At 58.5% G+C, this 19,254-nt stretch carries 18 protein-coding genes; 6 read left to right on the top strand and 12 right to left on the bottom strand.

The features are described 5' to 3' along the window. Positions 1–12 precede the first annotated feature (12 nt). Positions 13–1,500 carry a M48 family metalloprotease gene (locus VIN96_RS10125; protein WP_331895913.1) on the top strand — a complete coding sequence of 496 codons (1,488 nt, stop codon included), beginning with the start codon at positions 13–15 and terminating at the stop codon, positions 1,498–1,500. Positions 1,501–1,572: 72 nt separating this feature from the next. On the opposite strand, the gene VIN96_RS10120 is transcribed toward VIN96_RS10125, so the two are convergent. The 10 genes from VIN96_RS10120 to VIN96_RS10075 form a co-directional block, all read right to left on the bottom strand. Next, positions 1,573–2,070, bottom strand: coding sequence for a CarD family transcriptional regulator (locus VIN96_RS10120; protein ID WP_331895911.1), 498 nt, complete (start codon positions 2,068–2,070; stop codon positions 1,573–1,575). Between the two features lie 516 nt (positions 2,071–2,586). After that, a complete protein-coding gene (gene fdxA, locus VIN96_RS10115) occupies positions 2,587–2,922 on the bottom strand; it encodes a ferredoxin FdxA (RefSeq protein WP_331895909.1) in 336 nt (111 codons plus the stop codon). Positions 2,923–3,013: 91 nt separating this feature from the next. After that, the gene (locus VIN96_RS10110) at positions 3,014–3,463 is read right to left on the bottom strand and encodes a TerB family tellurite resistance protein (RefSeq protein WP_331895907.1); all 450 of its coding nucleotides are present in this window, start codon (positions 3,461–3,463) and stop codon (positions 3,014–3,016) included. Beyond that, positions 3,463–4,191 (bottom strand): TerC family protein, encoded by a 729-nt coding sequence (locus VIN96_RS10105; RefSeq protein ID WP_331895905.1) that lies wholly within the window; start codon positions 4,189–4,191, stop codon positions 3,463–3,465. Before VIN96_RS10105 ends, VIN96_RS10110 begins: the two co-directional genes overlap by 1 nt. Before the next feature lie 123 nt (positions 4,192–4,314). Continuing rightward, the gene (locus VIN96_RS10100; protein ID WP_331895903.1) at positions 4,315–5,052 is read right to left on the bottom strand and encodes a hypothetical protein; all 738 of its coding nucleotides are present in this window, start codon (positions 5,050–5,052) and stop codon (positions 4,315–4,317) included. Between the two features lie 285 nt (positions 5,053–5,337). Then, positions 5,338–6,087 carry a hypothetical protein gene (locus VIN96_RS10095; protein ID WP_331895901.1) on the bottom strand — a complete coding sequence of 250 codons (750 nt, stop codon included), beginning with the start codon at positions 6,085–6,087 and terminating at the stop codon, positions 5,338–5,340. A gap of 237 nt (positions 6,088–6,324) precedes the next feature. Then, a complete protein-coding gene (locus VIN96_RS10090; RefSeq protein ID WP_331895899.1) occupies positions 6,325–6,714 on the bottom strand; it encodes an RNA-binding S4 domain-containing protein in 390 nt (129 codons plus the stop codon). Beyond that, positions 6,711–9,383: a helicase-related protein gene (locus VIN96_RS10085; RefSeq protein WP_331895897.1), complete on the bottom strand. Its 2,673-nt coding sequence runs from the start codon at positions 9,381–9,383 to the stop codon at positions 6,711–6,713. Before VIN96_RS10085 ends, VIN96_RS10090 begins: the two co-directional genes overlap by 4 nt. 10 nt (positions 9,384–9,393) lie before the next feature. Next, the gene (locus tag VIN96_RS10080; protein ID WP_331895895.1) at positions 9,394–10,107 is read right to left on the bottom strand and encodes a protein-L-isoaspartate(D-aspartate) O-methyltransferase; all 714 of its coding nucleotides are present in this window, start codon (positions 10,105–10,107) and stop codon (positions 9,394–9,396) included. 22 nt (positions 10,108–10,129) lie between these two features. Then, entirely contained in the window at positions 10,130–10,492 is a 363-nt protein-coding gene (locus VIN96_RS10075) for an HPF/RaiA family ribosome-associated protein (protein WP_331895894.1), read from the bottom strand. 306 nt (positions 10,493–10,798) lie between these two features. Between VIN96_RS10075 and htpG the strand changes: the two genes are divergently transcribed. Together htpG and VIN96_RS10065 are read left to right on the top strand one after the other, a co-directional pair. Beyond that, on the top strand, positions 10,799–12,661 hold the full coding sequence (htpG, locus tag VIN96_RS10070; RefSeq protein ID WP_331895892.1) for a molecular chaperone HtpG: 1,863 nt from the start codon (positions 10,799–10,801) through the stop codon (positions 12,659–12,661). Positions 12,662–12,709: 48 nt separating this feature from the next. After that, positions 12,710–12,886, top strand: coding sequence for a DUF3012 domain-containing protein (locus tag VIN96_RS10065; RefSeq protein WP_331895891.1), 177 nt, complete (start codon positions 12,710–12,712; stop codon positions 12,884–12,886). Positions 12,887–12,955: 69 nt separating this feature from the next. Here the strand turns inward: VIN96_RS10065 and VIN96_RS10060 are convergent, their stop codons facing one another. After that, positions 12,956–13,708 carry a tetratricopeptide repeat protein gene (locus VIN96_RS10060; RefSeq protein ID WP_331895890.1) on the bottom strand — a complete coding sequence of 251 codons (753 nt, stop codon included), beginning with the start codon at positions 13,706–13,708 and terminating at the stop codon, positions 12,956–12,958. Positions 13,709–13,784: 76 nt separating this feature from the next. Further along, the gene (gene acnA / locus VIN96_RS10055; RefSeq protein WP_331895888.1) at positions 13,785–16,457 is read right to left on the bottom strand and encodes an aconitate hydratase AcnA; all 2,673 of its coding nucleotides are present in this window, start codon (positions 16,455–16,457) and stop codon (positions 13,785–13,787) included. Positions 16,458–17,027: 570 nt separating this feature from the next. Here acnA and ccmA point away from each other — a divergent pair. The 3 genes from ccmA to VIN96_RS10040 all read left to right on the top strand — a co-directional run bounded on the left by ccmA (position 17,028) and on the right by VIN96_RS10040 (position 19,242). Beyond that, positions 17,028–17,693 carry a heme ABC exporter ATP-binding protein CcmA gene (gene ccmA / locus VIN96_RS10050; RefSeq protein ID WP_331895887.1) on the top strand — a complete coding sequence of 222 codons (666 nt, stop codon included), beginning with the start codon at positions 17,028–17,030 and terminating at the stop codon, positions 17,691–17,693. Positions 17,694–17,703: 10 nt separating this feature from the next. Beyond that, the gene (gene ccmB, locus VIN96_RS10045) at positions 17,704–18,369 is read left to right on the top strand and encodes a heme exporter protein CcmB (RefSeq protein WP_331895886.1); all 666 of its coding nucleotides are present in this window, start codon (positions 17,704–17,706) and stop codon (positions 18,367–18,369) included. Positions 18,370–18,519: 150 nt separating this feature from the next. Beyond that, positions 18,520–19,242: a heme ABC transporter permease gene (locus tag VIN96_RS10040; RefSeq protein ID WP_331895885.1), complete on the top strand. Its 723-nt coding sequence runs from the start codon at positions 18,520–18,522 to the stop codon at positions 19,240–19,242. The last annotated feature ends 12 nt before the right edge of the window (positions 19,243–19,254 follow it).

The raw sequence follows: 19,254 nt of genomic DNA, 5'->3' as shown, positions 1-19,254 counted from the left end.
ATATTTTCGACTATGAAAAACATACCGACCCTTGGCGTTCGTCGCCTGATCGCGCTGCTGCCCGCTTTGTTCGTGGTGGCGGCGTGTTCCGCCAATCCCGCAACCGGCAAGCAGAGCTTCACGGCGTTCATGTCGCCGGAAAAAGAGCTTCAGGTCGGCGCTGAAGAACATCCCAAGATGATCAAGCAATTCGGCGGCGCTTTTACGGATAAGGCGTGGAACGAATACGTGCGCGATATCGGCTTGAAGCTGGCCAGCTATTCCGAAATGCCGGACCTGCCGTGGACCTTTACGGTCTTGAACGATACCCAAGTCAACGCCTTCGCACTGCCGGGCGGTTATGTCTATATTACCCGCGGCTTGTTGGCGCTGGCCAGCGACGAGGCGGAGATGGCCGGCGTGCTCAGCCATGAAATCGGCCACGTCACCGCGCGCCATACCGCGCAGCGCTACAGCACCACCGTTGCCACCAATCTGGGCATCCAGGTGCTCGGCGTTCTGACCCAGGCTGCGGGCGTGGGTGGCGCGGAAAACATTGCCGCCGTGGGCGCGGAACTGGCGTTGAAAAGTTATTCGCGCGAACAGGAATTGGAAAGCGACATGCTTGGCGTGCGCTACCTGTCGCGCGCCGGATACGACCCTCAGGCGATGGCGAGCTTTTTTGAAAAACTCAGCGCCCATCAGCGCATCGAAGGGTTGATCGCGGGCGATCCCAATGCGGCGGAAAAGCATAACATCCTCGCCACCCACCCGCGCACCGCGGACCGTATATCCCAAGCCATCGATTTGGCGGACAAAAATGGTGCGGGCGGCGTGCGGCGCGAGGTCGACCGTTATCTCGCCAAGATTGACGGCATGGTGTTCGGTGACGACGTTGACCAGGGTCTGGTGCGTGGCACTGCTTTTGTACATCCTGCACTGCGCTTTCGCTTCGACGTTCCGGAAGGTTTTTCCATCCACAACATGCCGGAACTGGTCCTGGCGGTGGATAAAAACGAAAACTCCATCAAGTTCGCCGATGCCCCCGTCAAAGACGTGCGCGAAGCCGGCAGCATGGATCGCTATCTCACCCAAAAATGGAGCGGCGACGCCAACATGTCGCATGTCGAATGGCTCGACATCAACGGCATGAAAGCCGTGACCGGCGGGGCGACGGTGTGGACCGGCAAGCGCAACGTCGAAGTACGCCGCATTGTGGTCGAGCAGGACAAGGAACACTATTGGCGCTTTCAGTTCGTCGCCGGGACCGAAGACTTCCAGCGCCTCAGCGAAGCGTTTCGCAGAACCACCTACAGTTTTCGCACCATCTCGCGTTCCGAAGCCGCAGCGGTGCACCCATGGCGGCTGCGCGTGGTCACGGTGGGCCGAGGCGTGACGTTCAACGATCTGGCCGAGTCCATGGCCGTGGATGAGTACAAAAAAGAATGGTTCGAGGCGCTAAACGGCATTGGCACCGACGATCCCTTGATCCCCGGCATGCGGGTCAAGGTGGTGAAATAAGCACGCGAGTGTGGACGACAAAAAAGGCCGGTGCTAATGCACCGGCCTTTTTTAAAAGTTTCAGGCGTTCGCTTAAGCCGCGGTGAGCAGCTTTTCGAGCTTCTGCTGGGCTTTTTCCAGGTCGATCTTTTCGACCGCCGCCACTTCGCTGGCCAAGCGTTCGATTGCTTGCTCGTAGATCTGGCGTTCGGAGAACGACTGGTCCGGCTGGTCGGCGCGGCGGTGCAGGTCGCGCACCACTTCGGCGATGGAAACCGGATCGCCCGAGTTGATCTTAGCTTCGTATTCTTGGGCGCGGCGGCTCCACATGGTGCGCTTGACGCGCGCGCGGCCTTTGAGCGTGCTCAGTGCGCCGTCCATGACTTTCTTGGAGCTGAGCTTGCGCAAACCCGCGTCGCTCACCTTGCCAACCGGCACGCGCAGGGTCATGCGCTCGCTTTCAAACGAGATCACGAACAATTTCAGCGGGTGTCCGCCGATTTCCTGCTTTTCCACGCCGAGAACTTTGCCAACGCCGTGGGTCGGGTACACCACGTAGTCGCCGGTGTTGAACATCAGTTTATCTGCCATTTGTCGCCTTCTAGATCGATCGTTATGAAGCGCTATTCAGCGCGTTTTTATGAACTTCGTGCGCTATTCAGCGCGTTTTTGCTATTTAGGCGCTTGATGCGCACTTTGCGTCTTCGTGGACGGAACAGCAGCGAAAACCGACGAGTAAAGCCTCACAGTCGTGACTGTGCGTCAGATTTGGCTGTGCGGGGTGGACGGCGTTCGCGCCACGTTTCGTCCTGAAAATCCTATGTTTGGTCCTCAAACATTTGGTTTTGAATCCTTGAGCCGTGACATTGTGCAAACCGGCAATCGCACCGGAGCAAGGTGCACGGAAGCTAAACAAAGGAAAGCCGGCCCCGGGGACCAGCTTTGAAAGACTATATCACAAATTAACCAAAAATACACCCCTTTCGGCGCGTTCTCGCCGCAAGGGGTGCGTTTTTGGGCCAAAAGCCGGCTAAACGGCATGGAAACAAATCGGTTGGTTAGGCCCCTTGGACCCGTCGAAACCGTACTGCCGCCGTTCTGAAAGGATTAGTCGCCCTTGCCGGGGTTGGAGCTCAACATACCTTCTTTGTCGGGCTTGCCGTTCCACTCGTCGGCGTCGGCGGGGCTTTCGCCCTTGCGGGTGATGTTGGGCCATTCGGCGGCGAACTTGGTGTTGATATCCAGCCATTTTTCGATGTTGGGCTCGGTATCGGGAAGAATGGCCTCGGCCGGGCATTCGGGTTCGCATACACCGCAGTCGATGCATTCATCGGGGTTGATGACGAGGAAGTTTTCGCCTTCGTAAAAGCAATCCACCGGGCACACTTCGACGCAATCTTGGTATTTGCACTTGATGCAGTTTTCGACGACGACGTAGGTCATTGTTAACTCCGACTATGGCATAGGGGGCAATCTTTGGCGTTTTGTTTACGCGATTTGGTCAAATCGCTCAAGCAACATTAAACCATAAAAGTTATGTGGATAATCGCTCGAGCACACGTTTGCGCGCCTCGCCACTGTCGCGGTCCGAAACATATAACAATCCCGAGAGCCTACGGACCAGATTGGATTCATAATCATGTAGCTCGCCGTCGGCGTAGGCCACTTCCCAGAGCATTTCGATCAGTTCGACGCGCTCAGAATGCTCGAAATTTTCCTTGATGGTGCGGGTCAGGGTGTAAAGCTCGTTGGACTCGGAAATGGCGGTTTCGGCTTCGCCCAGCAACGTTTCGGTTTCACTGACGGATAAATCGAAGCGGTCTTTCAGCAAGCGCAGCACCACGGCGCGCTCGTCCTCGCCGAAGGTTCCGTCCATGACCGCGGCTTCGACCAACAGGGCGGCGGCGGCGCGTTGCAGGTTGTCTTGCTTAACCTGTTGTGGGGTTTCGGCGACGGCGAACAGTTTCTTGAGGCTGTTGAGCATTACGAGATTTCCTTTGCGCGCTTGCGCCGTTTGGAGACGGTGAGGTTCAGCGCTTCAACCAGCACCGAAAAGCCCATGGCGAAATAGAGATAGCCTTTGGGGATGTGTTGGCCAAGCCCGTCGGCGACCAGCGTCATGCCGACCAAAAGCAAGAAGCTCATCGCCAACATTTTCACTGTCGGATGTTCGGACACGAACGCCGACAACGGCCCCGACGCCCACAGCATGATCAGCACGGCAATGACGATGGCAGCGGTCATGATGCGCAGGTCGTTGACCATGCCGACGGCGGTGATCACGCTATCGAGCGAAAAGATCAGGTCAATCACCGCGATTTGCGCGACCACCGCGAGCAACGTGTCGAACACCTGGGTTTTCGGCGTTTCTTCGCCAGCTTCTTCGATGTTGTGGTGAATCTCACGGGTCGCCTTGGTCAGCAAGAACAGTCCACCGCCGATGAGAATGATGTCGCGCCACGAAATCTCTTCGCCCAAAATCGTCACCAGCGGCGCGGTCAGGCCGGCGATCCACGCCAGGGTGAACAGCAGCATCAGGCGCGTGATCAACGCCATGCCGATCCCCAGGCGACGCGCCAGGTCGCGTTTGGCTGCGTCGACCCGGTCGGTGAGAATGGCGATGAACACCAAATTGTCGATGCCCAGCACCGCTTCCAACGCCACCAGCGTCAATAGGCTGATCCAGGCTTCGGGGTTGAGTAACAGATCCATACGCGGAACTCCTCAGGTGGGCGCGGCGGGGGCGGGAGAGAGGATTGTTATCGCACAGGACCGGTTTGGTCAAAAAGAAACCCCGGACTTCCGGGGTTCCCATTGCGCTATGTAACGATTGCTCTAGGCAGCGTAGATCACGCCACCGTTACTGGTGGCACTGAGGTCGCCCCGCGTCGCGGATGCAAAGCGGTCGCGTAGCGAGCCGACTTGTCCCGCTAGCACGCGACCGACGTTCGGCACCAAGTCCAGCGCCGCCAACGGTTCCAACGCGCGGGGGCTGAGGCGGGCTTTGTCGAGCGTCTTCGCCACCACCGCATCCATGGCTTGGACGGCGCTGTAAGCCCCCGCCATGAACGGCGACATCGGCATGTTGGTTCGGGCGATACGCGCCAGTTCGGCGCGGGTGTGTTCGACGGCGACGCTTTGCGAGCCATACGTCGGAATGTCCTCGCTGTCGATGTGCTTGATGATGAGGTTGTAGAATTTGGTCAACTCTTCGATGGTCTGCTCGCGTTCAACCGTTTCGGTCTTGTACGGCATCAGAACTTTGTCGCGCCAGTAATCGAGAAAACGGATATGCAGTTCGGAATGGTCCTGCAGTTTCTCGCGCTGCAAAAGGCCGTTGGTGACCTTATAGGCCAAGCCTTCTTCTTCGTTGAGGAAGTGGATGTAGAGATATAGGGAAATGTTGTCGATGACATTGCGCGAAATACCGTCTTGGCCGCGTTGCAACGCCTTCAGTCCATGGCGAAATAAGATCACCAACATGGCGTGCTGCATGTCGTTGTAACAATGTTCGGTGCGCAAAAAATTCGGTAAATCCTGGATCGCCGTGAGTTCGTCGGTTGAATAGGTCATCGTGCCCCCTCCTGATGCGTAGTCTGTAGCGCTTGAAGTGCGCCTTATCCCAAACGAGATGATTTATTTTTTTAAGTGTGCAGAGGTCGGCACGCGGACACCAACGTGCATTCGGGGTAATGCATTGGGCAAAGGTATTACAGCTGCATGAGATGTAATTCATATACGCAGGGCTAGGTACGATTGGGCAAAGCGTGCGCGCACGGCTTGTCGATTCTGGATACGAAATTGCGTTAAAAAAACCCCGGACTTCCGGGGTTTTTTGTCTATAATCTCTTGAGGTGTTTATGCGGCGTAAACCAAGCTACCGCTATTGGCGGTCCCGAAGATCGAGCTGCGATCCGCTTGGGTGATTGACGCAAAGCGATCACGCAAGGAGCCCGTTTTGCCCGTCAAAATGCGGCCGACGTTCGGCACCAAGTTCAATGTTTCAAGTGGTTTCAGTGCGCACGGGCTGAGTTGGGATTTGTTGAGGGCGCCTGCAACCATGGGATCCATGGCTTGAACGGCACTGTAAGCCCCCGCCATGAACGGTGACATAGGCATCCTGGTTTGCGCGATGCGGGCCAATTCGCTGCGGGTGTGTTCTACCGGAATGCTGTCTTGACCATATGTGGGGATATCCACGGCGTCGATGTGTTTGATCAGCAAATTATAGTAGGACGACAATTCTTTGATGGTCTCTGCCATGTCGATGTCTTGTCTTTTATATGGGATGAGGATTTTGTCACGCCAGTGGTCCAAGAACCGCACATGAAATTCGGAGTGATCTTGCAGACTCTCGCGGTTTAAAAGACTGTTCGTGACCTTATACGCCAAGCCCTCTTCTTCGTTGAGGAAGTGGATATAGAGGTAGAGGGAAATGTTATCGATATAGCGGTCGGCCATTTTGTCTTTGCCTTGTTGCAAGGCGAGTAGCCCATGGCGAAACAAGATCACCAGCATGGCGTGCTGCAAATCGTTGTAGCAGTGTTCGGTCCGCAAAAAATCCGGTAAGTCCCGAATGGCGGTTAGTTGATCTGTTGAATATGACATCGGAGGGGTCCTAAGCAATGTTGTTGCCAGTTATACAACGCATCAATAATGTAAATAGCGCGCCGACTGGTTTTGTTGGTGTGTGCCGGCTAGTCTGACAATTTCATCACATAAATGCCAATGGCCTTAAGGTGTAGTTTGAAAGGCAAAGGTAGGGGGGAGAGTTTGGCGATAGAACAAAAGTATTACGCACGGTTGTTGTGTGAATTTGTGGCTCTCGTGTGGAAGAAGTAGGCGCTAATCGAGTTCGCGCAGTTTGTCGATGGCGCGTCGTTCGGCCTTGGTCGGGCGGCCCGCGCCGGCGTCGCGTTCGGCGGTTTTAGCGGGGGCGAAGGGTTGGTCCGCTTTGGCGGGAGGCGGCGGGCTGAGGTCTTCATAGAGACCTTGCGCTTCGGGGGCCGGTCCGCGCCGGGTGCCCACGTCCTTGATTTTCACCACCCAGACCCGCGTGCCGGTGGCGAAGGTCAAGATGTCGCCGAGGCCGACCATCACATGGGCCTTGGTGATGAGTTGTTCGTTGACGCGTACCTTGCCCGCCTGACAGAACTTTCCGGCCAGGGTACGGCTTTTCAAAAAGCGCGCATGCCAAAGCCACTTGTCTATGCGAATGCGATCCGCGCCGGTCATGACTTCAGCTTAAGGTCTTTCAGTTTGGCGAACGGGCTGTCGGGATCGAACTGCGGCTCGCGGGCCTTGGCGCTTTGCTGAGGACGTTTCGCCCCGCCTTGGCGGCGGCTTTTGTCTTTAGGAGCGCGTTTTTTGGGCGCGCGATCCGGTTTGGCTACGCCCTCGCTCGATTTGGCTTTAGCTGCGGTGGCGTCCGGTGGTGTGACGGGCTTGGCTTTGCGCGGTTTGTTTTTGTGCCCTGGTTTGTTCTGGGGACGGTTGCGCCACGATTTCGGCGTCCACTTGCCATCCTTGTCGGCATGAAATCCGAGACTCACCATGATGCCCGGTAAGTCACCGGCGGCACAGCCCGCCAGCGACAAGAAGTCTTCGTTGGCCTCGAACGCGCCCTTGGTGGCTTCCAGGCGCTTCCACGCCAGCTCGGCGATGCGTTCCAACATATCGGCGCGCACGAACAGCGCACCTGCGGGATGGAACCCCGCCGCACGCAGCCAGCCTTCGGGTTCGTGCTTTTCGCGTTTCAGCGACACCCGGCCCGCGGGCGGCGGCGCCAGCAAGGGACCGGTATCTTCGAACACGCCCCACAACAGCACCGAGAGTTCCGCTGCAGCCGGACGCAGCAACGCCGGAATATAGATGAGGTGGCGGCCGATGCGCACGCCGAGGCGGCGCAGTTCATGGCGGTCCTCGCGCGACAGCGCCTTGATTTCTTCATCCGCTTCGTGACGCGGCAACGCGCCCAAACTTTCGGTCAATTGGTACACCAGGCCACGCGCCACGCCGTGCAACGGGGCTTCGCGGGCCGCCAGCAACAGGCCCAATCGGTCGCGCACAAGATCGCCCGCCCACGCGTTGAGGCGCTTTTCGATGCGTTCTTTTTGTTCGTGTTCCAACAGATCGCTGGACAAGGCCGAAATGTGGGGGCGCAGCAATTCACCACCCTTGGCGAACTTGGCCACCGGCTCGCCGCGCCAATGAACGCGGCCGTCGGGGGTGAAGGTGAAGGCACCGTCGGCATCGGCCTCAAGCATTGCGACGCGGTCGGCGATTTTGGCGCGAAGCGCCTTGCCGGCCGCAGAGTCGAGGATCTTCGCCGCCAACGAGGTTTCGCTTTCGGTCGGCACGAAGCGAAAACCGCTCAAGTTGCCCAGGTGATGGCCTTCGACTTCCAACGTGCCGTCGTCATGCAACGCGGTGGCCAAAGGTACGTCGTCTTTCAGCGTTTTCACCAGTTGACTGGTGCGCTTGTCGACGAAGCGCTGGGTGAGTTTTTCATGCAAGGCATCAGACAGGGTGTCTTCGATGGCGCGGGTGCGCTCCTGCCATTGCAGCGGGCTTTGCAGCCATGCGCCTTGGTGGGCGACGAAGGTCCAGGTGCGGATCGCGGCGATGCGTCCCATCAAGGTGTCGATGTCACCGTCGGTGCGTTCGATGCGCTTGACCCGCTCCGCAATCCACTCATCGGGAATGCGGCCTTCGGTGCTCATCAGGTGCTGATAGATCCGCCCCAACAGCTGGGGGTGTTCATCGGTGTGGATTTTGCGGAAATCGGGAATGCGCGCCACATCCCACAACGTGCGCACGGCGTCGGTGCTGGTGGCCAGGGCTTGAATGCTTTCGTCGCCAAGCAGGGCGTCGAGAACCTGTTCGTCGTCGGCTTCGCGCGCCCGGCGCAGGGCACCGTGATCGGGGCGTTCGGCCAGCGAGTCTTTGAGCTTTTTAATCGAACCGAAATCCAGTCGAGCATTGCGCCAAAAGACGAACGGCAGCGGTGCGAAATTGTGCTGTTCGATAGCTTCGACCGCATTGGCGCCGAGCCCGGTAACATCGCCGGTGGTGCCGAAGGAACCGTCGTTCATGTGCCGTCCGGCGCGCCCGGAGATCTGTGCCAGTTCGGCGGGCTGCAGGTCGCGCATGATACGGCCGTCGAATTTGCGTGTGGCGGCCAGCGCGACGTGATCGACGTCCATATTCAGGCCCATGCCGACCGCGTCGGTGGCGACCAGATAATCGACGTCGCCGGATTGGAACATTTCGACCTGGGCGTTGCGGGTGCGCGGGCTTAGCGCGCCCATGACAATCGCCGCGCCGCCCGATTGTCGGCGGATCAGCTCGGCGATCGAATAGACGTCGTTGGCGGAAAACGCGACGATGCAGCTGCGCGGTTTCAACCGGGTGAATTTCTTGTAGCCGGTGTAACGCAACGTCGACAGGCGCGGGCGGGTCTGGAACTCGACTTCGGGCACCAGCGCTTGGATCACACCCTTGATGGTTTCGGCACCCAAGAACATGGTTTCCAGGCTGCCACGATAATTCAACAGCCGGTCCGTGAACACATGGCCGCGATCGGCGTCGGCGCACATCTGGATTTCGTCGATGGCGGCGAATTCGAAGCCTTGGTCGGACGGCATGCTTTCCACGGTGGTGAGAAAGTAGCGCGCGTTGGCGGGCACGATCTTTTCTTCGCCGGTGATCAACGCAACCTGTCCCACCCCCTTGGCTTTGACGGCGCGTTCATAATTCTCGCGTGCCAGCAAGCGCAACGGAAAGCCGATGACACCGGAGCCATGGGCGAGCATGCGCTCCATGGCCAAGTGGGTCTTGCCGGTATTGGTCGGGCCCAATACGGCGGTGATCTGCGCGCGTTCGCGGGAAGTATCTATTTGCATGGGCGAAGTTTTAGCCTTGTTTGCGTTGGTTTTCCAGCAAGGAAACAAGCGGCACGAAAGACACCGGTAAAACCGCTTGGCTGGTGAAATCCCCTTGAGCGTCTTTGCGTCCGAGCAAAAGCATCTGCGGGCCCAGGTGGGGGCCTTGAGGAATGACCATGCGACCGCCGGGCGCGAGCTGTTCAATCAGCGCTTTGGGGATCGGCCCGTCAACGGCGGCGGTGACCACGATGGCGTCGTACGGGGCATGTTCAGCCCAGCCCAGGGTGCCATCGCCGCACTTGATGTGAACGCCCGAAAATCCTTGGCGTTCCAACGCGGTGCGGGCGTGATCGGCCAGGGCCTCCAAGCGCTCGACGCTATAAAGATCGGCGCCAAGCTCCGCCAGTATGGCGGCTTGATACCCTGACCCGGTACCGATTTCGAGCACCCGTTCGCCGCCTTGTAGGTCTAAGAGGTCCGTCATCAAGGCGACGATGTAGGGCTGCGATATGGTCTGTCCATGGCCGATGGATTGCGGGCGATTGGCGTAGGCCACGCCGAGCGGCACCGGGTCGGGAATGAAGGCCTCGCGCGCCACCCGGGCGACGGCGTCGATGACGCGATCGGAAAATCGGCTGCGCCCGGTCCAAAATGCGGTTTCAGCGGCCTCGCGCTGAATGGCGTGCGCCAACGCGCGGGCATGGCCGTCACGCGGGCTTTGGGCATCTATGGGCGGTGCCAAAAGCGGTTCTCCGTTCGATGGTTCAGCCCAACATCTCTTCGTCGGCTGCTTTGCGTTGTTCGTCGCGGCGCTTGCCGACGACCTTTTTCAACTGGTTATCGACGGCATTGAACGCGTCGCGCAGCGCGACATGGACGTCTTCGTGTGCAGGGTCTTGGCCACGGTCGTTATGAACGATGTGGCCGGCGCCCGGCACGGTCATATCGATGTTGAAGTGAAACAGCTTCCCTTGAGCTTGAGATTTGTGCGGCAGTTCGACAACCACGCGACAACTGGTGATGCGTCCATATTGAGACTCGATTTTATCGATGCGCTCAAAAATTTCGCTTTCCACGGCATTGGAATGGTCGCATCCGTGAAAACTGATCTGGACGGGAACTTGCATGATCGCTCTCCCCTTGGAGTTTGGATTGGATACAGGGACGGCGGGCCGGACGGTCCGCGAAAAGGTGGGATTTTGCCGATGTCATCACGGGAAAACAGCGCGATTTGAGCATCTTGGAATGTCCATTGTTCCTGTTCTTTCAGTATACGCCCGCCTTCGCGCCTTCGCGAGTCCCTTGCGCGCGGTGCTGCGGAATAATTTAGCCTGCCCAGACTTGCGCAACGGGGCGTTTTCGCCCATATCTCGCGGGTCTTAGGACGCGGTTTCACGTGCGTAACAGATACAGATAAGGAACAGATCACCGTCATGAGCAAGGAAACTTTCTCCTTTCAAACCGAAGTCAGCCGCTTGTTGGACATCGTTGCGGGCTCGCTGTATTCAAACCGCGAAATTTTCCTGCGTGAACTGATATCCAACGCGTCCGACGCGTGCGACAAGCTGCGCCATCAGGCCTTGACCGCACCGTCGCTGATCGAAGGCGATCACGATTTCAAGATCGAACTCAGCATCGATGAAAAAGCTAAAACCATCACCATTTCGGACAATGGCGTGGGTATGAACCACGACGACCTGCTGGCGACGCTGGGCACCATCGCCAGTTCCGGCACCGGGGCGTTCATCGAGCAGTTGGGCAAGGACGAGAAAAAGAACCTCGGCTTGATCGGGCAGTTCGGCGTCGGGTTCTATTCGGCGTTTATGGTCTCAGATAAGGTCGAAGTCACCACTCAGAAGGCCGGAGAGAAAGAGAGCTGGCTATGGGTGTCCGACGGCAAGGGACAATTCACCATTGAGGAAGTCAACGGCGACGCGGCGCGATCGGAGCGCGGCACCACGGTGGTCCTGCACCTGAAAAAAGACGCCAAGGAATTTCTAGAGACCTCGCGCGTCACCCACATCGTCAAAACCTATTCCGACCACATCGGTTTTCCGGTCGTGCTCGGCGAAGAGACCCTCAACGCCGTGTCGGCCATCTGGACCCGTGCGGCCAAAGACGTGACGGCGGAACAATACAAGGAATTCTACCACCATTCCGCCCATGCGTTCGACGAGCCGTGGCTCACCATTCACAACCGCATCGAGGGTGTGGTCAGCTACACCAACTTGCTGTTCATACCGTCGATGCGTCCGTTCGATCTGTTCGATCCCGAACGCAAGGGGCATGTGAAGCTGTATGTGAACCGGGTGTTTATCACCGAACAGGCCGCCGGACTGTTGCCGCCATACCTGCGGTTCCTGCGCGGTGTGGTCGACAGCGAAGACCTGTCGCTCAACATTTCGCGCGAGATGCTGCAAACCGATCCGAAACTTGCCAAAATTCGCACCGGCCTGACCAAGAAGGTCTTGTCCGAACTGAAGAAAAAGGCCGACAAGTCGCCCGACGATTATGCCCAGTTTTGGGACAATTTCGGCGTGGTCCTGAAGGAAGGCCTGGTCGACGACTTCGCCATGCGCGACAGTTTGCTTGAATTGGCGCGCTTCAAGTCCACCGCGGAAGACATGACGTCGTTGACGGGCTATGTGGAACGCATGAAGGATGGCCAGGACGCGATCTATTATATCGCCGGCGAAGATGCCGCACAGGTTGCGACCTCGCCGCATCTGGAAGGCTTCAAGGCCAAGGGCGTGGAGGTGTTGCTGCTCACCGATCCGGTGGATGAGTTCTGGATGCAGCATATCACCCAGTTCAGCGACAAGTCCTTCAAATCGATCACCCGTGGTGCGGCGGACCTCGACGCCATCAAGTCCGACGCAAGCGAAGCCAAGGCCGAAGACGACAAAGCCGAAGACGCGCCTGACCTGGACACCCTGATCGCCGCCATCAAGCTGGAACTGGGCGAGAGCGTCAAGGACGTGCGCGCCTCCAAACGCTTGACCGAAAGCCCGGTATGTCTGGTCGCCGACGAGGGCGACATGGACGTCAATATGGAACGCTTATTGCGCCGTCACGGGCAAATGAAAAGCGGCCTTCCTCGGGTTCTGGAAATCAACCCAACGCATGCTATTGTTAAAAAGCTAGCGGAACGTGCCGGTGGAAATGCCGACGATGGCTTGCTCAAGGATGCGGCGCATCTGCTGCTCGACCAAGCACGCATCGCCGATGGCGAGGCGCCGGCAGATCCGGCGGCATTTGCAAAACGTCTTGCGTCGGTGATGGTCCACGCTCTTTAATACGATTTAGAATGTGGAGCTGAAATTCGATAGCAGGAGGAGGCATTTATGACGACTGTGAAAAAACTCGCAACGGTGGGTTTTGCAACCCTGTTCGCCTTGGGCGTGGCCGCGTGCTCGCCGGAAGTCGGTTCGCCCGAATGGTGCGCGCAGATGAAGGAAAAACCCAAAGGCGATTGGAGCAGCAACGAAGCGGCTGACTTCGCGAAAAACTGCATCATGTAATCGTTTGGGGCTTCGTCCCGGATGACGTGAAAAGCGCGGTCCTTCTAACAGGGGCCGCGTTTTTTGCGCTCAGGGCTTAAGATCTTTGAGTTTCAAGATCGACGGGTCATAACCCGTGGCGGCGGCCTCTTCGTACCATTTGACGGCTTGATCGCGGTCGCGGGGCACACCGATGCCTTTTTCGTAAATCTCGCCGATGCGGTGGTAACCCTTGGCAAAGCTGTTTTCGCCCGCCGTTTGGTACCATTTGATGGCCTCTTGAATGTCGGGCGGCATCCCCCCCCCGCCTTTCTCGTGCAATTCGCCAAGGTGGTAATAGCCAAGCTTATAGCCATCGTCGCCGGCCAGTTCGTAGAAATTCTTCGCTTGCTCGATGTCCTGTTCGACGCCCCAGCCGTTTTCAAAGCAGCGGCCCAGGTTGTCTTTGGCCTGGGCATGTTCGGCGCTGGCCCTTTCGAACATGATGAAGGCCACGGCGGCATTCTTTTCCACGTATTCGCCGTTCAGGTACATCATACCCAGGTTGTTGATGGCAGGGGGATGGTCTTGCAGCGCGGACGCTTTGTAGAGGTTGTAGGCCTTGGAGAGATCCTTGGTCACGCCGCGACCCAAATGGTAAATCAGGCCGAGGCTGAACTGCGACTGGGCATGTCCGGTTTCGGCCAGTTCCTTGAACTCCTTGATCGCTTTGGCCCACTTGCCTTGACGCACCAAAACCAGGCCATCCTTATAAGCGGCGTGCGCGACCGGCGCGCTCAAGCCAATGGCGAGCGACGCCAGGGCGGCCATGAAAAGGGTGGTCAGGCGTGTAAAAGTTTTCATGGCGCCACCATAGCAAAACCCCCGGCCCTTTAGAAAGGCCGGGGGTGAGTTGCGGAACAATTTTTTGGAGATGCCGTTACGATGCGTTGAGATTGCGCAGCACGTAGCTGAGAATCCCGCCGTGACGGTGGTATTCGACCTCGTCCAGCGTGTCGATGCGGCATTTGGCGACGACGGTCTCAGACGATCCGTCGGCGCGGGTGATGGCGACCTGGACGTCCTGACCGGGGGTGATGCCGCCTTCGATGCCGGTGATGTCGAAGGTTTCGTCGCCTTTGAGGTTCAAGTCGGCGCGGGTTTGGCCGTTTTTGAATTCAAGCGGCAACACGCCCATGCCCACCAGGTTGGAACGGTGGATGCGCTCGTAGCTTTCCACCAGCACGGCTTTGACGCCCAAAAGCTTGGTGCCCTTGGCCGCCCAGTCGCGCGACGATCCGGTGCCGTATTCCTTGCCCGCGATCACCACCAGCGGGGTGGCGTCGGCCATGTGGCGCATGGCGGCGTCGTACATGGTGGTCTGTTTGCCGTTGTAAACCGAGAACCCGCCTTCGGTGCCGGGGGCCAGTTCGTTCTTGATGCGGATGTTGGCGAACGTGCCGCGCATCATGACTTCGTGGTTGCCGCGGCGCGAACCGTAGGAATTGAAGTCCTCGGGCCGGACTTGATGTTCGCTCAGATACTGACCGGCCGGGGTTTCGGGCTTGAAGCCACCTGCCGGGGAGATGTGGTCGGTGGTCACCGAATCGCCCAGCACCGCCAACAGCTTCGCGCCTTTGATGTCGGTGACGGCATCGGGTTCCGGCGCCAAGCCGGTGAAGAACGGCGGGTTTTGAATGTAGGTCGAACCGGCGTTCCAGCTAAAGGTCTCGCCGGTTGCGGTTTTGACGTTCTGCCATGCCTTGGTGCCTTTGAAGACATCGGCGTAGCGTTTGGCGAACAAATCGGCGGTGACGACCTTGGCGACCGTTGCGGCGATTTCGGCGTTGGTCGGCCAGATATCCTTGAGATAGACCGGGTTGCCGTCTTTGTCTTTGGCCAGCGGGTCGTTGATGATGTCGCGCGTCATCGACCCGGCGATGGCGTAGGCCACCACCAATGGCGGGGATGCCAGATAGTTGGCTTTGACGTGCGGGCTGATGCGGCCTTCGAAGTTGCGGTTGCCCGACAACACGGCAGTGGCGATCAAATCGCCCGACGTGATGGCGTCGGCGATCGGCGCGGCCAACGGGCCGGAGTTGCCGATGCAGGTGGTGCAGCCGAACCCGGCGATGTTGAAACCCATGGCATCGAGGCTGTCTTGTAGCCCGGCGTCTTGCAGATAGTCGCCGACCACTTGAGAGCCGGGCGCCAGCGAGGTCTTCACCCACGGTTTGGATTGCAGACCTAAGGCGCGGGCTTTTTGCGCCACCAGACCGGCGGCGATCAGCACGTCGGGGTTCGAGGTGTTGGTGCAGCTGGTGATCGCGGCGATGACCACGTCGCCGTCACGCAATTTGTAATCTGCGCCGGCGACATCGGATTCGCGCGGCGCGTCGGCGCCGGCCATGTCCTTGAGGGTGGTTTTGAAGCCGCTTGCGGCGCTTTTCAGATCGATGCGATCCTGCGGGCGCTTGGGGCCGGAAATCGACGGCTCGATGGTGGAGATATCCAATTCCAACGTCGACGTGAACACCGGGTCAGGGGTGGAGCTGTCGCGCCACATGCCTTGCGCCTTGGCGTAGGCTTCGACCAAGGCGATGCGGTCATCGTCGCGCGCGGTGAGCTTGAGATACGTAATGGTCGCTTCATCCACCGGGAAGATGCCGCAGGTCGCGCCGTATTCGGGGGCCATGTTGGCGATGGTGGAACGATTCGGCAGGCTCAGGTGATCCAGCGCCGGGCCGTAGAATTCGACGAACTTGCCGACCACGCCTTTTTGGCGCAGCATTTCGACGATGCGCAGCACCAAATCGGTGGCGGTGATGCCTTCTTTCATTTCGCCGGTCAGCTTGAAACCGACCACTTCGGGGATCAGCATCGACACCGGCTGGCCCAGCATCGCCGCTTCGGCTTCGATTCCGCCCACGCCCCAACCCAAAACGCCCAGGCCGTTAACCATGGTGGTGTGGCTGTCGGTGCCGACCAAGGTGTCGGGGAAGGCGACGGTCTTGCCGCTTTCGTCCTTGGTCCACACCACTTGAGCGAGGTTTTCGACGTTGACCTGATGACAAATGCCGGTCGACGGCGGCACCACACGGAAGTTGTCGAACGCCTGCTGGCCCCAACGCAGGAACTCATAGCGTTCCTTGTTGCGCTCGAATTCCAGCGCTTCGTTCTTTTCCAGGGCGTCGCCGGTGCCCGCAAAATCGATCATCACCGAATGGTCGATGACCAGATCGACGGGGCTCAACGGGTTGATTTTCTTCGGATCGCCGCCGACCGACACGATCGCGTCGCGCATCGCGGCCAGATCGACCACCGCCGGAACGCCGGTGAAATCCTGCATCAGGACGCGCGCCGGGCGATACGCGATCTCATGTCCGCCCTTGGCGTCGGACGCCCACGAGGCCGCAGCCTTGACGTCGTCGGTGGAAACCGTGCGGCCGTCTTCGAAGCGCAACAGGTTTTCGACCAGGACTTTGATGGAATAGGGCAGTTTGGAAACATCGCCGAGACCCGCCTGTTGGGCTGCTTCAAGGCTGAAATAATCGTAAGACTTACCGTTTACCTCAAGGGTGCGGCGGGTTTTGAGCGTGTCCTGTCCGGCCATTTGGGGCTCCTTACCGTTTTTGAGCGTTGTGTATTCAGTCTGCTGTCTGGCCACGTTGAGCGGCCGCTTATGTTGCGGCGCAGCATTCGGTGCGTTTTCTATACACGATTAACATCCGCCAGAACAGCGATAATACACTTTCGGGTAGGTTTTCGTGTGCGGTCTGTGGATATCGTAAAGTATTGCAATGGGTATAGCGATTTTGCGTTGAGTTGAAAACCATCACATTTCCCACTTTGTGACATATTCCGACCACAATGTGAGGCTTTAATCATCTGCATCGGATGGCTCATCCCCCTCCCCCAAGAGCGAGCCTCCCGATGTTACAGCTCCTCACAACACAGGTGAAACAAGTTCTGATCTGATTGTTCTTCTTCTAAAGGCTCCCTCCCAACTGCCCTTTCTTTGAGGAACCTAGATTTACTTGCAGTGCTGACCAACTGGCCGGGTTCTTAGGAACCCGGCCATTTTTTTGCATAAACCAAGATTTGTTTTTTTGAGCCAACTTGTATTTGGCGGGGGATCGTTTAAGGTCCGAGGCCTAACGAGGGGCAACACGATTTTTCAAACATGACCGATTTCGACATGACCCGCTTTCGAGGCGAAAATTTGATGTGCGTGCGTGGGGAACGCACCGTTTTTCGCGACCTCGACTTCGATTTGAACGCGGGCGGCGCATTGGTGTTGATCGGCCCCAATGGCGCGGGCAAATCGTCGCTGTTGCGCATGATGGCGGGATTGTTGCGCCCGGCCGATGGCCGCATGTTGTGGGGCGACGAAGATGCGTTGGACGAAATCGACGAACATGGCGCGCGGCTGCATTACGTCGGCCATCACGACGCCGTCAAACCGGTTCTGACGGCGGCGGAAAACATTGGCTTTTGGGCCCGCTTGCGCGATCGGGGCGAGGATGAGATCCGCACCGCGCTCGACGTGTTCGCGATCCGTCATCTTTACGACGTGCCGGGACGGTTTTTGTCGGCGGGGCAAAAGCGCCGCGTCAACTTGGCGCGGATCATCGCCGCGCCCGCGCCGTTGTGGTTGCTCGACGAACCCACCACGGCGTTGGACAAAGCCACCATCAAGCGTTTGGAAGCGGCCATTCAAGCTCATCGCGACACAGGCGGCATGGTGGTGCTGTCGACCCATGCCGACATCGACACGCCGGGAGCGGAAACCCTGAACTTGGCCGATTTCACATGCACCGCGCCGCTTGACGAACATGTGATGGTCTAGGGCGGGCGCTATGGGAAAATTCATCGAACTCGTCAAACGCGACATCGCCCTGGCCTTTCGCCAGGGCATGGACAGCCTCATGGTGGTGGCGTTTTTCATCATCGCGGTGGTGCTGTTCCCGTTCGGCGTCGGCCCGGAAGTGAACACCTTGGCGAAAATCGCCGGCGGCACGATCTGGGTGGCGGCGTTGCTGTCGAGCATGCTGTCGTTGGAACGCCTGTTTCAGACCGATTACGACGATGGTTCGTTGGAATTGTTGGCGCTGGCCCCGGTTCCGTTGGAAATCACGGTGCTGGCCAAGGTCGCGGCGCATTGGCTGACTACGGGACTTCCCTTGATCGTTACCGCGCCGCTGTTGGCGGTGTTGATGCAATTGCCCGACGACGGCTTTTGGACCCTGTTGGGGGCATTGATGCTGGGGACACCGACGCTGAGTTTGATCGGCGCTGTCGGTGCAGCTTTGATCCTCGGATCACGGCGCGGCGGGGTGCTGTTGTCGCTGCTGGTGTTGCCGCTGTACATCCCGATCTTGATTTTCGGCGTGTCTGCTGTGGACGCGGCGATCTTCGACCAGGCGGTGCGTCCGCATATGCTGTTTCTCGCCGCGTTGCTGGTGGGCTCTTTGGCGTTGACGCCATGGGCGGCGGCGGCGGGCCTGCGCCAAGCCCTCGAATAGTACGGCCAAATGGTCGCATTTGCCTCATTTCCGCCATCTGGACGGGGCACAGTCTGGCTAAATCGAGGTTAAACGGGTAAAACCGATGCCCGCAGAGATGCAAACGAAAAAAACAAATGCGTTTTACGCTTGAATGACGACAGGGACTCTATGCACCGCTTTGCCAATCCAACTCGATTTTTGAAAATTGCCACCGCCGTTCAGCCATGGATGGCCGCGATCACGATTTTGCTGTTCGCCGTCGGCTTGTACATGTCCTTTTTCACCGCGCCGCCCGATTACCAGCAGGGTGAAAGCGTGCGCATCATGTACGTGCACGTACCCGCCGCGTGGATGGGGATGTTTTGTTATGCGGCGATGGCCATCGCGTCGGCGGTGGCGTTGATCTGGAAACATCCGCTGGCCGATGTTGCCGCCAAGTCGACCGCACCGGTCGGCGCGGCGTTCACGTTTTTGTCGCTGGCGACCGGTTCGTTGTGGGGCAAGCCCATGTGGGGCACGTGGTGGGTGTGGGATGCACGTCTGACCTCGATGCTGATCTTGTTGTTTCTCTACATCGGCTACATGGCGCTGCAAGGCGCGTTCGACGACCGTGCGCGCGGCGCCAAGGCGTCGGCCATTTTGGCGTTGGTGGGCGCGGTGAATCTTCCGATCATCAAGTTCTCGGTCGATTGGTGGAACACCCTGCACCAGCCCGCCAGCGTGATCAAAATGGGTGGCCCGTCGATTCATCCCGATATGTTGTGGCCGCTGTTGATCATGGCGGTTGCCTTCAAGACTTACTATGTATGGGTTCTGTTGGTGCGTATCCGCCAAGAACTGACCGCCAACAAAGTCCGGATCCTGCGCTTAAAGCAGGTTCACGGCGGCTGAGGGAGCACCAGT

The sequence above is a fragment of the Magnetovibrio sp. genome, from assembly GCF_036568125.1.
GTDB lineage: Bacteria > Pseudomonadota > Alphaproteobacteria > Rhodospirillales > Magnetovibrionaceae > Magnetovibrio.
Note: the sequence above shows the minus strand (reverse complement) of the source record. Positions and strands in the feature narration are given on the sequence as shown.